14 protein-coding genes are annotated in these 12,846 nt (G+C 62.1%); 5 read left to right on the top strand and 9 right to left on the bottom strand.

The window, feature by feature from the left end:
- Positions 1–75: 75 nt before the first annotated feature.
- From PZL22_RS25130 to PZL22_RS25115, 4 genes are all read right to left on the bottom strand, one after another.
- A complete protein-coding gene (locus tag PZL22_RS25130; RefSeq protein WP_017270348.1) occupies positions 76–516 on the bottom strand; it encodes a CBS domain-containing protein in 441 nt (146 codons plus the stop codon).
- A 42-nt stretch (positions 517–558) separates the two neighbouring features.
- Positions 559–1,125 carry an NADH-quinone oxidoreductase subunit I gene (locus PZL22_RS25125; protein WP_127621581.1) on the bottom strand — a complete coding sequence of 189 codons (567 nt, stop codon included), beginning with the start codon at positions 1,123–1,125 and terminating at the stop codon, positions 559–561.
- Positions 1,126–1,194: 69 nt separating this feature from the next.
- Positions 1,195–2,181 carry an NADH-quinone oxidoreductase subunit NuoH gene (gene nuoH / locus PZL22_RS25120; RefSeq protein ID WP_284718765.1) on the bottom strand — a complete coding sequence of 329 codons (987 nt, stop codon included), beginning with the start codon at positions 2,179–2,181 and terminating at the stop codon, positions 1,195–1,197.
- Positions 2,182–2,343: 162 nt separating this feature from the next.
- Positions 2,344–2,490, bottom strand: coding sequence for a hypothetical protein (locus PZL22_RS25115; RefSeq protein ID WP_164839297.1), 147 nt, complete (start codon positions 2,488–2,490; stop codon positions 2,344–2,346).
- Positions 2,491–2,534: 44 nt separating this feature from the next.
- On the opposite strand from PZL22_RS25115, the gene PZL22_RS25110 reads away from it, so the two are divergent.
- Positions 2,535–2,726 carry a DUF6494 family protein gene (locus PZL22_RS25110; RefSeq protein ID WP_003526979.1) on the top strand — a complete coding sequence of 64 codons (192 nt, stop codon included), beginning with the start codon at positions 2,535–2,537 and terminating at the stop codon, positions 2,724–2,726.
- Between the two features lie 45 nt (positions 2,727–2,771).
- Here the strand turns inward: PZL22_RS25110 and PZL22_RS25105 are convergent, their stop codons facing one another.
- From PZL22_RS25105 to PZL22_RS25085, 5 genes are all read right to left on the bottom strand, one after another.
- Positions 2,772–3,692: an ABC transporter permease gene (locus PZL22_RS25105; RefSeq protein ID WP_003526980.1), complete on the bottom strand. Its 921-nt coding sequence runs from the start codon at positions 3,690–3,692 to the stop codon at positions 2,772–2,774.
- A complete protein-coding gene (locus tag PZL22_RS25100) occupies positions 3,692–4,756 on the bottom strand; it encodes an ABC transporter permease (protein WP_201268638.1) in 1,065 nt (354 codons plus the stop codon). Before PZL22_RS25100 ends, PZL22_RS25105 begins: the two co-directional genes overlap by 1 nt.
- Positions 4,740–6,275, bottom strand: coding sequence for an ABC transporter ATP-binding protein (locus PZL22_RS25095; protein ID WP_127589034.1), 1,536 nt, complete (start codon positions 6,273–6,275; stop codon positions 4,740–4,742). The genes PZL22_RS25100 and PZL22_RS25095 overlap by 17 nt, the downstream gene beginning before the upstream one ends.
- Positions 6,276–6,359: 84 nt before the next feature.
- The gene (locus PZL22_RS25090) at positions 6,360–7,454 is read right to left on the bottom strand and encodes a BMP family ABC transporter substrate-binding protein (RefSeq protein ID WP_127621583.1); all 1,095 of its coding nucleotides are present in this window, start codon (positions 7,452–7,454) and stop codon (positions 6,360–6,362) included.
- A gap of 53 nt (positions 7,455–7,507) precedes the next feature.
- The gene (locus PZL22_RS25085) at positions 7,508–8,278 is read right to left on the bottom strand and encodes a GntR family transcriptional regulator (protein WP_284718764.1); all 771 of its coding nucleotides are present in this window, start codon (positions 8,276–8,278) and stop codon (positions 7,508–7,510) included.
- A gap of 231 nt (positions 8,279–8,509) precedes the next feature.
- On the opposite strand from PZL22_RS25085, the gene PZL22_RS25080 reads away from it, so the two are divergent.
- From PZL22_RS25080 to PZL22_RS25065, 4 genes are read left to right on the top strand one after another with little or no spacing between them, the layout of a single operon-like run.
- The gene (locus tag PZL22_RS25080) at positions 8,510–9,376 is read left to right on the top strand and encodes an aromatic ring-hydroxylating oxygenase subunit alpha (RefSeq protein ID WP_127621584.1); all 867 of its coding nucleotides are present in this window, start codon (positions 8,510–8,512) and stop codon (positions 9,374–9,376) included.
- A gap of 39 nt (positions 9,377–9,415) precedes the next feature.
- Entirely contained in the window at positions 9,416–10,321 is a 906-nt protein-coding gene (locus PZL22_RS25075; protein WP_013845532.1) for an aromatic ring-hydroxylating oxygenase subunit alpha, read from the top strand.
- A gap of 24 nt (positions 10,322–10,345) precedes the next feature.
- A complete protein-coding gene (locus PZL22_RS25070; RefSeq protein WP_028003364.1) occupies positions 10,346–12,112 on the top strand; it encodes a Rieske 2Fe-2S domain-containing protein in 1,767 nt (588 codons plus the stop codon).
- A 10-nt stretch (positions 12,113–12,122) separates the two neighbouring features.
- Positions 12,123–12,770, top strand: coding sequence for a glutathione S-transferase family protein (locus PZL22_RS25065; RefSeq protein ID WP_127621586.1), 648 nt, complete (start codon positions 12,123–12,125; stop codon positions 12,768–12,770).
- Positions 12,771–12,846: the final 76 nt, after the last annotated feature.

The following is a 12,846-nucleotide window of genomic DNA, read 5'->3' as shown; positions in this document are numbered from 1 at the left end:
GGGCAGAGGGGGTATATGCTGCAGCCTTGCTGTTGATCGGGTCGACTCCCAGGCAATCTGCGTCCGGCGATTTCGTCAGCGATAGTTGGCTCCGCAAATGTAATCGTGCATGTCCCGCTCCGCCTGCAATGCTTCTTCGAGCCGGTGTTTGACCACGTCGCCGATGCTGACCACGCCGACGGCATCGTTGCCGTCCATGACTAATACATGGCGCGTGCGCCGCTCGGTCATGATCGACATCACGAATGGGAGGAAATCCTCCGTCGAGCAGGTCGCGACAGTGCGGTTCATGATTTCTCCCACCCGCATCAGGGGTGCTTCGGTGCCGTACTCGGCGACGGCATGGCAGCAGTCCCGCTCCGAGAGTGTGCCCAGGCATTCCCCTGGCGAACGGCCGACGACGACGAAGCCGATATTCTTGTCGCGAAACAGCCGCAATACTTCCACCATCGTTTGATCCGGCGTGACCGAGAAGATTTCGGGAGACTTGCTCCCCAGGATTTGGCAGATGTGCATCTGAGCCTCCAGTCCCTGCTTTGCGCGACGCCCGGCGCGCCTTCACTTTCGTCGAATATTCCGCCACCAATTGTACCCGCTCGGCTCGCTCGTCTCGACCAGAACATCGCGTTCGGTGTTCAGGCGCGCAGCGACGACACCGCCGCCGGTCATCGCCTTGCCCGGCTTGGCGAGCAGATCGTCACGGCCGATCACCAAGTCGCGCGAGGAGAAACTCGAAAATTCGTATTGTTGGCCAAGAGCGATCGCGTCCGCCGGGCAGGCGTCCTCGCAGAGCCCACAGAAGAGACAGCGGGCCGTGTCGATCTCGAATTTGGCGGGGCGCCGGTTGCCCTTCTCGTCCTCGTAGGGGACCACTTCGATGCAGTCGCAGGGACAGATGCGCGCGCAAAGTTCGCAGGCGACGCATTTGATCTCGCCCTCGGCGTCACGTTTGAGGAAATGGTGCCCTCGGTAACGCGAATAGGGCAGCCACTTCTCCTTGTCCGGATATTGCATGGTAACGGGTCTGGAGAACATGTAGCCGAAGGTCAAGGTCAAACCCTTCGCCAGATCGGCGAAGAAAGCCCAGCCGATCCATCTTCCAGCTTTGTCCAGTGCACGCGACATGGCCGCCTCGCTGCGGCTCCTGAGAGTCGTCTTGCATGTCCGTGCCCAGAGCTTCCGGGGCGGCATGCATCAAGAAAATACAACACCGCTGATGATTATGTTCGCCAAAGACAGGGGAAGCAAGACCTTCCATCCGATCGCCATCAGTTGGTCGTAGCGGTAACGGGGGAAGGTGAAGCGGAACCACATGAACAAATAGACGAAGAAGGCAACCTTCAGCAAAAACCAAAGGAGCGGCGGCAGCGGGATGAGCACGCCGTTCCACCCGCCGAAGAACAGGATCACGGTGAGGACCGACACCAGCACCATCACGACATATTCGCTGACCATGAACAAGGCGAAGCGAATGCCGCTATATTCGGTGTGGAACCCGGCTCCCAGATCGCCTTCGGCTTCCGCAAGGTCGAAAGGAATTCGCTGCGCTTCTGCAAGGCCCGCGACGAAGAACACGAAAAATCCGATCGGCTGATAAACGACATTCCAGACGTCGGTTTGCGCCCGCACGATGTCCAGCAGGCTCATGGATTGCGCCAGCATGACGACACCGATGACCGCGAACCCCATCGGGATTTCGTAGCTGATCATTTGCGCGCAGGTCCGCAGAGAACCAAGGACCGCATATTTGCTGTTTGCCGCCCAGCCGCCGAAGATGACGCCATAGACCTCGAGCCCGATCACCGCGAAGACGAAAAGCAGCGCTACGTTCAGGTTGGAAATGTAGAGCGTGATCTCGTTGCCGAGGACCGAAACGGTTTCGCCGAACGGGATTGCGGCAAACACCACGAAAGGCGGGGCAAGCGCCAGGATCGGAGCCAGTTTGAACAGGAAGCGGTCGGCGTCTGCCGGTATATGGTCTTCTTTGGTCAGGAGCTTGATCCCGTCCGCCACGGGCTGCAGGAGACCGTGCCAGCCAACGCGCATCGGTCCCATCCTCTGCTGCATGTGCCCGGCGATTTTGCGTTCCAACCACGTCAGCGGCAGGGGCAGCAACAGGAGGATCGCGATCACCAAGGCGACCTTGAAGACGATCACGCCGAGGGCGACGATAAGTTCCATGACTTTGCGTCCGTTGCCCGGCCCCGCGCATGTTGTCGGACGCGCAGAGCACGATGTGGCACTCTGGATCGCTGCATGACTTCATCCTTGGCTCGGCCAGGTTCTTAAGGCAACATGCAGCAGCGCGCGTTCTGCGCACCTGTCAGCCTCACGGTACAGCCGTCACGCTCCACTTGCAACGAGGGGGCAAGGAACCGGCGTCGACAGCATCTGCCGGCGGTATGCTGAACCCGATCCCCACATGGCGGAGGCGGCCTCGCGGCTGATCTGGTTTTCAGCAATCCGCGCGGCCGTTGCTTCCTTGTTCACGCCCCTTCTCCTACAATCACTTCCAGAGACAGAGGAGTCCTGCCATGAGCGAAGATGCCTTCAATATGTCGATCCGCAAGTTCCTGAAAGAAGTCGGAGTCACGTCGCAGCGAGAGATCGAGGAGACGGTGCGCAAGGGGCAGATCGACGGCAACAAGTTGAAAGTCCGCATGACGCTGACGGCGGAAGGCACCGATCTCAATCACGTAGTGGCGGGTGAGATAGAGCTTCCATAACCCGAGAGCGGAAGCTCCAGCATCACCGCCACCTTTCCTGGAACGCTAGCTCGCCGCCCGGAATGGCTTTGCCAGCGACGCCGGGAAGTGCAGCGTCAGCAATTGGCGATTTTGCGAGATGATCACGAGAACTATGATCGTCGCGAGATAGGGAAGCGCCGAGAGCAGCTCCGAAGGGACCGCGATGCCGAGAGCCTGGCCCTGCAGCTGCAGGATCGTCATGCCGCCGAACAGCCAGGCGCCGATCAGCACGCGCAACGGCCGCCATGTCGCAAAGACGACGAGTGCCAGCGAGATCCAGCCCTTGCCGGCCGTCATGTTTTCCACCCAGAGCGGCGTGTAAGCGACCGACAGGTATGCCCCGGCAAGGCCAGCCATCAGACCACCGAAAAGCACCGCCAGATATCTGATCCTGATGACAGGATAGCCGATCGCGTGCGACGTCTCGGGCGACTCGCCGATGGTGCGCAAGATGAGGCCTCCCTTGGTGCGGTAGAGGAACCAGGTGATGAGGCCGAACATCCCGATTGCCAGATAGACCATCGGATCGAAGCGGAAGAACATCGGCCCGACCACCGGGATATCGGAGAGGAAGGGGATATGGACGCGCTTCAGCGCATCGATCGGCGCGCTGCCGAACCCGCGGCCCAGAAACGCCGAAACCCCCGACCCGAATATGGCGAGCGCCAGGCCGGCGGCATATTGGTTTGTCAGAAACGTCAGCGCCAGCACCCCGAAGAGAAGCGAGGTGGCGGCGCCGGCGAGTGCGCCGGCGGCGATGGCCACGGGCATCGGCAGGCCGGCGATCACCGCCCAGAAGGCGAAGGCCGCCCCCATCAGCATCATGCCCTCGAGTCCCAGGTTGAGCACGCCGGACTTCTCGACGACGAGCTCGCCAAGGGCTGCGAATATCAATGGCGTCGCGGCGATAATGGTCCCGGTGAAAATGGCAATGAAAAGATCCATCAGGCGTGCTCCGGAAGACGAAGACGATAGTAGATGAAGAAGTCGGCAGCGAGCAGGAAGAACAGGAGGATGCCCTGGAAGATGCGGGTGAGCGCCGCCGGCAGGCCGAGGGTCATCTGGACGGTTTCGCCGCCGAGGAAGAGGAGCGACATCAGCAGCCCCCCGAGCACGATGCCAAAGGCGTTCAGCCGTCCGATGAAGGCGACGATGATGGCGGCAAATCCGTAACCGGGCGAGATCTGGGGCGACAATTGTCCGAGCGGGCCGGCCACTTCCGCCATACCGGCGATGCCTGCCGCAGCGCCACCCGCAAGCAGCCCTGTCCAGACTGCGGAGGACTCGCGAAAGCCCGCATAGCGTGCCGCAAGCGGAGCGGCGCCGCTCACCGACATCTTGTAGCCGAGAAAGCTGCGATCGGTGAAGAGCCACATCATCACGACCGCCACGGCCGTGATGAAGATCGACGGATTGAGCCGGTAGGAATAATCGAAAGGCTCGAACATTGCCGCCGCGGGCAGGAGCGCCGTTTGCGGATAGTTGAAGCCCGCCGGATCGCGCCACGGGCCGTGCACCAGAAAGGACAGCAGCAGCGTCGCGATATAGGTCAGCATGAGCGTGACCAGGATCTCGTTGGTGTTCATGCGGGCTCTGAGAAATGCCGGGATCGCTGCCCATGCCATGCCGGCTCCTGCGCCGGCGAGAAACATCAGGGGAATGAGGAGCGGGCTTTCGGGATCGGGATAGAAAAGGCCGACGCCACAGGCTGCGATAGCGCCGATGATGAGTTGTCCCTCGGCGCCGATGTTCCAGATGTTGGCACGGAATCCGACCGCCAGTCCGCAGGCGATCAGGATCAGAGGCGAAGCCTTGAGCAGCCACTCCGAAAGGCCGTTGGTGGAATTGATGGGCGCCAGGAAAAAGGCGTGCAGCGTCGCCAGCGGATCATAGCCGAGCGCGGCAAACAGTACGGATCCGGCGAGAAAGGTCAGCGCGGTGGCGATCACCGGAGCGGCGATGCGCATCTGGGCGGATGGTTCCTGCCGTTGTTCAATCCTCAAGCGCAACTTCGCTTCTCCTCGTTTCGCCATGGCCGACCCGGGTCATCAACAAGCCGATCTCTTCGCGATTGGTCTGCTTTCTGATCAATGGAGGGGAAACGCGGCCGTTGGAAATGACCAGCAAACGGTCGCAAATCTCGAACAGTTCATCGAGCTCCTCCGATACGACGAGCACCGCAGCGCCGCCGCGGCTTAGATCGACGAGCGTCTGGCGGATGAAGGCAGCTGCACCGACATCCACGCCCCAGGTCGGCTGGGACACGAGAAGAATCTTCGGCTCCAGGGTGAGTTCGCGGCCGACGATGAATTTCTGCAGGTTGCCGCCGGAGAGGCTTTGCGCGCTCGCTTGCGGTCCATTCGCCTTCACCTTGAAGCGCTCGATAATGTGCCTCGCGAACTCGCCGGCCCGCCTGCGGTCGACGAGAGCGTTGCGCACGAGGCCCGCCCGGTGGGCCGTCAGCACTGCGTTTTCCCATAGGGCATGGGGCGGAACCGCGCCACGGCCGAGGCGTTCCTCCGGGACGAAGGCCATGCCGAGCTTGCGCCGTTCGCCGGCGTTGAGATGGCCGGACGGTCTGCCGCCGATGAGGATCGTCTCCGCACGCGGATGGGTCCGCTCGCCGCTCAACAGCGCGATCAACTCCGCCTGGCCATTGCCCGACACACCGGCCAGTCCGACGATCTCGCCGCCATGCACCTCGAGGGATACATCCGTCAGCTCGGTGCCGTACTTGTCCCGGGCGGGAGCGGACAGCCCGCGAACTTCCAGCAGCGGCTTGGCGCTCGGGGCTGAAGGACTGACATGCATTTGCGGAAGCTGCGAGCCGACCATCATCCGGGCGAGCTCCAGCGACGTCGATTCCTTGGGTTTTGCCGTGCCGGTCACCTTGCCGTTGCGCAGCACCGTGGCGGTGTCGCAAAGTTCCTGCACTTCATCGAGCTTGTGGCTGATATAGACGATGCTGCAACCTTCGCTTGCCAGTTGGCGAAGCGTTTCGAAGAGCTTCACCACGGCTTGCGGCGTAAGCACCGAGGTCGGCTCGTCCAGGATCAGAAGTTTGGGTGACTGCAGGAGGCATCGCACGATCTCCACGCGCTGCCGCTCGCCGACGGAGAGATCGTGCACCCTGCGGTGCGGGTCGATCGGCATGCCGTAGCGTGCCGAGAGGGTCTTGATCTCGGCCGCGAGGCGGTCGAGGTCGAAAGTGCCTTTGACCGCCAGGGCGATATTCTCGACCACCGAGACGGATTCGAAGAGCGCGAAATGCTGGTAGACCATCTCGATCCCGAGCGAACGCGAGATTGCGGGATTGTGCGCTTCGATCCGTCTGCCGTCGCAATAGATCTCGCCCGAATCGGCTTGAACTGCGCCATAGATGATCTTCATCAGCGTCGATTTGCCGGCGCCGTTCTCTCCGAGGACGGCGTGTATCTCTCCCGGCAGGATCGACAGCGAGACGGCGTCGTTCGCGACGGTGCCGGGATAACATTTGGTAATGCTGCGCAGTTCGAGGCGGGGGATCATGGCCGCTCCTGCCGTGGTTGTGCGTTGGCGACGACGTGTCCGCGGCGCGGATTCCGCCGCGGCACGCCGATTTCAGGACGCGGCTCAGCTGAGCTTGCCGATCATTCCCCTGACGAACCAGTTCATCCCCCGGATGTCGGTATCCGAAAGAACCGACCCGGCAGCGACCTTGGTGTTGCCGTCCTGGTCCTTGAACTCGCCGGCATAGGGATGGATCTTGCCCGCTGCGATATCGGCTTCGAGCTGCTTCAATTTGGCCTGGATGTCGGCAGGGATCGCCTCGTTATAGGGGGCCATCTTGACGACGCCGGCGGCAAGCCCATCCCAACGCGCCTCGGCCTTCCAGGTGCCCTCCGCGACGCCTTTTGCGGCACGCAGATACTCACTGGACCAGTCGAGCGTAAAGGCCGTGAGTTGTTTGCCGGAGCCGAACTTGGCCATGTCGCTGGCGTAGCCGATCGACCAGGCGCCGCCTTCGCCGGCCACCTGTACGCCGGTTGCCGTATCGGTCATCGAACAGATGACGTCGCAGCCTTGCGACAGCAGCGTATTGGCGGCTTCCTTCTCCTTGCCCGGGTCGAACCAGGAGTTGAGGAAGATGGCGTTGCAGGTGACCTCCGGATTGACGCTCTGCGCGCCGAGAAGAAGCGCATTCGCCGGCCCGACAATGTCCGGGATCGGGAAGCCGCCGATGAAGCCGATCTTGCCGGACTTGCTCATATGCCCGCCGGCAGCGCCCGCGACGAAGGTGCCCTCGTAATATTTGGCCTCGAAGGTGCCGAGGTTTGCGCGGTGCACGATGCCCGAACAGTGTTCGAAGGCCGTCTTGGGGAAGCGCGGCGCCACCTTCTGCATCGGCGTGCCGTGCGAGAAGCTGGTCCCGAAAATCAGCTGATTTCCCGAGGCGGCGAGCTCGCGGAAGACGCGCTCGGCATCCTGGGGCATGAAGATGTTGTCGATGACCGTTATGGCGACTTTGTCGCCGAATTCCTTCTTGATCGCGTCGACGCCCAGGCTGTGCTGTTTGGTCCAGCCAATCTCGGCGATCGGCGAGACATAGACGACGCCGATCTTGAGCGGCTCCTCTGCGCCCGCGAAGCTGGCAAGGCTTCCGGTTCCGAGTGCCGCACCGGTCGCGCCGGAATATCGAAGGAATTGTCGTCTGGTCAGGTTGAACATGGCAGTACCCCTTTGTCGGTTCGTGTCGTTTCTCCGGCTTGTGTCCGCCGGATCTATTTCGTGGCGTGAACGTGGCGACCCGCGCCGGTCCCGCCGCTTTCTCCCGTTTTCCTGCGAGGCGCCGGCTTAGGCGCCTCGTCGGCTTTGCCGTCGAGATAGGGCTGAAGCGCCTCCCGCGGCGTCAGCTCCGGAAAGACTTGCCGATCCATGATATAACCGCGTACGACGCTGCGGTGATGGGTGTCGATCAGTTCCATGACGGGCTTCAGCCGGCCCTTTTCGAGCAGATCGATCACGCGCTGGTGGTCGTCCAGCAGATTGCAATAGTCGAAATCGGCGGAGATCAGTGAGCGCAGGAGCGTGGTGCGCCGCACGAGCTGCGCGTGAATTTCCTGCATGATCTTGTTTCGGCTGAGGCGAACGAAGAGAGTATGAAACTCCTGGCCGAGAACGTCGGCAAGCGCGTCGTTGCCGGATGCGACGGCCTGGCGTTGCCGCTCCACGTGCTGGCGCAACTCGGCGAAGCCGGCAGGCCCGAGCCGGTCGCAGAGCTGGGCGGCGACGCCCTGTTCCACGAGCGTCAGCGCGTCGTATATCTCCATCGCCTCTTGCATGCTCGGGCGCGCGACAAAGGCGCCGCGATTGCGCTCGATCTGCGCCAGCCCGTCGTCGGCAAGCCTGATCAGCGCCTGGCGGATGACGATGCGGCTGACCTCGAAGATTTCCGCAAGTTCGCGCTCGCCGAGCTTGCATCCGGGTACGAGCCGGTGATCGATGATCGCCCGGGTCAGGATATCGGCAATCGCCTGCGAACGGCTGCTCATGACGGGTCTCTCCATCTCCCGCAGAAAATCTGCGGGACGGTCGCACCGGAATGTTGCATGGCCACATATCCGGCGTTACGAATTCCATATCGGTATTCAATCAAATCAAGCTGTCAATCAAAAAACACGTTTTGCCATGCAAATTTTTATTGATTGGTATCCAATCTTGTGGTTCCAATGAGTTCATCAAGGAGCTAGGTTCATCGGGAAGTGCTAGCCAGGGAGGGTGCGATGAGCAGAACTGCCCTTTGTAGCGATCGAGTTCTTCTTAATGACTGGCATGTCGTTGCGGACCTGACGAACCTGTCGTCGACCGCGCCCTTTCACACCCGCCTGCTCGGTGTTGATCTCACCATCCACTGTGGTGGGCGCTATCGCCGACAGGTGGTTCGCAGCGATGGCGGCGAGCCGGTGAATTCCGACAGCCGTTACGGTTTTCTCTGGGCTTGTCTCGGCAAGCCCGAGCGCGACATCGTCTTCGTGCCGGAGGCGAACGAGGCGGACCGTTATCTCGTGACCGGTGGATCGATCGCCGTGAACGTCTCGGGGCTGCGCGCGGTCGAGAACTTCCTAGACATGGGGCACTTTCCTTTCATTCACACGGGCTGGCTCGGTGAGGAACCGCACACCGAGGTCGCGCCCTACAAGGTCGAGCTTACCGACGCCGACGAGGTCGTGGCGACCGAATGCAAGTTCTATCAGCCGGTCGCATCGCCAACAGCGAAGGAAGGCTTCGTCGTCGATTACATCTACAAGGTGATCCGTCCGTACACGGTGGCGCTTTACAAGAGCAATCCTGTTCATAAGGCGCGGCTCGACGTAATCACGCTCTTCGTGCAGCCGGTTGACGAGGAACGCTGCATCGCCCATCCGTTCCTCTGCTACCTGAAGGAAGGCGTCAGCGGGGCCTCGATCCGCAGCTTCATGCAATTGATCTTCGCCCAGGACAAGCCGATCCTGGAAAATCAGCTGCCGAAAAGGCTGCCGCTTGACCCGCGCGCCGAAACCCCGATCCGAGCCGATGCCGTTTCCGTCTATTACCGCCGATGGCTGCGCGATCGCGCGGTCACCTTCGGCGCGATCCCGGCCCGGATGTAACCGCCTTATGATCAGACGCCATTCACGGAGATGAACGACATGAGCCCAACCAAATGCCAGGACCAGGTGGTTCTCGATCTTTGGCACCCGCTGGCGGCGCTGGAGGAGATGCCGGCGAGGACGGTTCAGGATACGGTGCTGCTCGAGGAACGCATCAGCTATGTCTCGGACGGCGAAGGCAAGGCGGCCGCCTGGCATTCGCGCCCGGAGCTCCCTGCCGGCAGCCGGGTCGATATCGATACGCTCGACGGTGGTCTTCCGGTCAAGATGGCCTACGGGTATATCTGGACCTCGCTGGGCACGCCGCCGGCCGAGCTGTTCGCGATTCCGGAATATGCGGAGTCTGACCGTCGCAGACTGAATGCTGCCAGCATCGGCGTCAATGTCTCGGCGCCGCGCGCGATCGAGAATTTCCTCGACATGGGCCATTTCCCCTATGTCCACACCGACATTCTCGGAGCCGAACCGCACACGGAGGTCAAGGAGTACGACGTCGAGCTTTCGGTCGAGCGCGATGAGATCGTCGCCACGCGCTGTCGCTTCTTTCAGCCGATGGCCTCGACCGCATCGACCGGCGGCGCCGATGTCGAGTACATCTATCGGGTGCCGCACCCCTACTGCTCGGTGCTTTACAAATCCAGCCCCGTCGACGAGAGCCGTCTCGACGTCATCGCCGTTTTCCTTCAGCCGGTCGATCAGGAGCATGTCCGCGCGCATATGATGCTCTGTGTCCTCGACGAAGAGAACGAAGACAAGGTGATCAAACGCTTCCAGCAAACGATCTTCGGCCAGGACAAGCCGATCCTGGAAAACCAGTTTCCGAAGCGTCTGCCGCTCGACCCGCGGGCCGAGACGCCGATCCGCGCCGACAAGTCTGCGATCGCCTACCGCCGTTGGCTCAGCCAGAAGGGCGTGACCTACGGGGTCATCCCGGCCGCCACCTGACGTTTCAGAATTCTGGAGAGAACGATGCTCGATACCGCCAAGACCAGATGGCATCCCGTTGCCGCATCCTATGATCTGCCGTTCCGCCACATCTTTCATGCCCAGTTGCTCGGCCGCGAGTTCGCCGTCTGGCGTGCCGACGACGGCTACGTCAATATCTGGGAGAACCGCTGTCTGCACCGCGGCGTCCGCCTTTCGATCGGCATCAACGATGGCCGTGAGTTGAAGTGCCAGTATCATGGCTGGCGCTATTCCAACCGCACCGCCGGCTGTACCTATATTCCGGCGCACCCGGCCGACGCTCCGGCCCGCACCATTACCAACCGTACCTTTGCGAGCGTCGAGCGCTATGGCCTCGTCTGGACGGCGGAGGAGCCTCAAGGGGACGTGCCGGAAGTTACAGGCCTCGCCGAAGGCGATCTTCTCACCCTTCGCGGCATTCCGGTCAATGCGCCGGCCGATGTCGTGGTGGCGGCTCTGACAGGCTACCGCTTCCAGCCGAACGGCCGCCTCGAAGGCAGAGCGGCGGATATGTCGCTAAAGGCGAGCGACGGCTTCTCGGTGGCGCTCACGGCCCGCGAAGAGGGCGCCGAGACGCTTGCCGTGTTCTTCGTCCAGCCGGTCGACTCCAACCGTTCGGTCATCCGCGGCGTACTCGATGGCTCGCCGCGCGGCGCCGAACGGCTTACCGTCCTGCACCACCACAACGAAAGGCTTTCGAAGCTTCGCGAGATCGTGGAGCGCGAGGCTCAAGCCGCACCGCAGCCGGCGCCGCTCGAGCCGGTGATCGAGCGCGTTTCGCCGGAACTGGCCGAGCTGCCGGAGATGACCGCCCACGGCCGCAAGGCGACGATCCGTGTCACGGTCGCGCGAAAGTGGATGGCCGCGGACGGGATCGCGGCGTTCGAGCTTCGCCCGATCAAGGGCCTGCTGCCGACTTTCCAGCCCGGCGCCCATATCGACGTGCACATGCCGAACGGGCTGATCCGGCAATATTCGATCACCAATGGCCCGGGCGAAAGCGACAGCTACGTCATTGGCGTCAAGCTGGAACGGGAATCGAAGGGCGGCTCGCGATGCATGCATGAGACGCTTCGCGAGGGCGACGTCCTGGCGATTTCGGAGCCGCGCAACAATTTCCCGCTGCGTCGCGATGCCGAGAAGACGATTTTCGTCGCCGGCGGCATCGGCGCCACGCCGCTGATTGCCATGGCACAGGCTCTTAAGAACCAGAGCCTGGACTTCGCCTTCCACTACTTCGCCCAGAACCAGGCACAGCTCGCCTTTCCGGAAAAGACCGCTCTCCTCGGCGAGGCGCTGAAGCCCCAGCTCGGGCTCGACCCGGAAGGGACTGCAGCTAAGCTCAAGGACATTCTTTCCGGGTATCGGCCCGGCATGCATGTCTATCTCTGCGGTCCGGGGCCTATGCTCGAGGCGGCGCGCCGGATCGCTGCGGAGGTCGGCTGGCCGGAAACTGCGGTTCATTTCGAGTATTTCAAGAACACCAATACGATAGACGACAGTTCGAGCTTCGAGGTGGCGCTGGCGCGCTCCTGCGTGACATTTAAGGTGCCGGCCGGCAGGACCATCCTCGATGTGATGCGCGAAGTCGGGATCGACATGCCGTCATCCTGCGAGCAGGGTGCCTGCGGCACCTGTCTTGCGACCGTGATCGAGGGTGAGCCCGATCACCAGGACGTCTATTTGAACGACGCCGAGCGCAAGTCCGGCACCAAGATCATGACCTGCGTGTCGCGCGCCAAATCCGCGCGCCTCGTCCTCGATCTCTAGGAGCTGCCCGATGATCACCCTCTACGATTACGAACTCTCGGGCAACTGCTACAAGCTCAGACTTCTGATGAGCATGCTCGGCATCGAGTACAAGACGGTACCGGTCGATTTCTATCCCGGCCGCGAACACAAGTCGGATTGGTTCCTGAAGCTCAATCCGCTTGGACAACTCCCGGTGATCGAGGATGACGGACTGGTGCTGCGCGACGCGCAGGCGATCCTCGTCTACATCGGCTCCAAATATGATCCTTCCGGCACCTGGTATCCGCGTGACAACCCGGCGCTGCTCGGCGAGATCAGTCAGTGGCTCGCCTTTGCGGACGGGATCACGGGCACGGCTTCGGCCGCGCGTCTCCATGACGGCCTGTTCTACGAACTGAACGTCGAGGCGGCTCGGGCCGGTGCGCATAGGCTGTTTCGCATCCTCGACGAGCATCTCTGGTTCGGCGAGCAGGAAGGGCGCGACTGGATCTGCTCGGCCCCACACCCGACCGTCGCTGACATCGCCTGTTTCCCCTACATCATGCTGTCGGAAGAGGGGGGCATTCCCCGGCAGGACTATCCGGCAATCCGTCGTTGGTGCGATCGCCTCAAGCGGATCAAAGGCTTCACGGTCATGTCGGGGATCTTTCCTGCCGGCCCGGCGCGTGCCGCTTGAGGGCGTTCCAGCGACTGGATTGCGTGCGTCGATACGGCGAGGTCGCGCAGTCGACATCCGTACGGCGCTCGCATTG

Origin of the sequence: Ensifer meliloti, from assembly GCF_030064585.1 — a bacterium.
GTDB lineage: Bacteria > Pseudomonadota > Alphaproteobacteria > Rhizobiales > Rhizobiaceae > Sinorhizobium > Sinorhizobium meliloti.
Note: the sequence above shows the minus strand (reverse complement) of the source record. Positions and strands in the feature narration are given on the sequence as shown.

Excerpts from the sequence above, each read along its gene's own strand:
- PZL22_RS25130 (WP_017270348.1), bottom strand. The coding sequence starts at position 516 with ATGCACATCTGCCAAATCCTGGGGAGCAAGTCTCCCGAAATCTTCTCG.
- PZL22_RS25125 (WP_127621581.1), bottom strand. The coding sequence starts at position 1,125 with ATGTCGCGTGCACTGGACAAAGCTGGAAGATGGATCGGCTGGGCTTTC.
- nuoH (WP_284718765.1), bottom strand. The coding sequence starts at position 2,181 with ATGGAACTTATCGTCGCCCTCGGCGTGATCGTCTTCAAGGTCGCCTTG.
- PZL22_RS25110 (WP_003526979.1), top strand. The coding sequence starts at position 2,535 with ATGAGCGAAGATGCCTTCAATATGTCGATCCGCAAGTTCCTGAAAGAA.
- PZL22_RS25105 (WP_003526980.1), bottom strand. The coding sequence starts at position 3,692 with ATGGATCTTTTCATTGCCATTTTCACCGGGACCATTATCGCCGCGACG.
- PZL22_RS25095 (WP_127589034.1), bottom strand. The coding sequence starts at position 6,275 with ATGATCCCCCGCCTCGAACTGCGCAGCATTACCAAATGTTATCCCGGC.
- PZL22_RS25090 (WP_127621583.1), bottom strand. The coding sequence starts at position 7,454 with ATGTTCAACCTGACCAGACGACAATTCCTTCGATATTCCGGCGCGACC.
- PZL22_RS25085 (WP_284718764.1), bottom strand. The coding sequence starts at position 8,278 with ATGAGCAGCCGTTCGCAGGCGATTGCCGATATCCTGACCCGGGCGATC.
- PZL22_RS25080 (WP_127621584.1), top strand. The coding sequence starts at position 8,510 with ATGAGCAGAACTGCCCTTTGTAGCGATCGAGTTCTTCTTAATGACTGG.
- PZL22_RS25075 (WP_013845532.1), top strand. The coding sequence starts at position 9,416 with ATGAGCCCAACCAAATGCCAGGACCAGGTGGTTCTCGATCTTTGGCAC.
- PZL22_RS25070 (WP_028003364.1), top strand. The coding sequence starts at position 10,346 with ATGCTCGATACCGCCAAGACCAGATGGCATCCCGTTGCCGCATCCTAT.
- PZL22_RS25065 (WP_127621586.1), top strand. The coding sequence starts at position 12,123 with ATGATCACCCTCTACGATTACGAACTCTCGGGCAACTGCTACAAGCTC.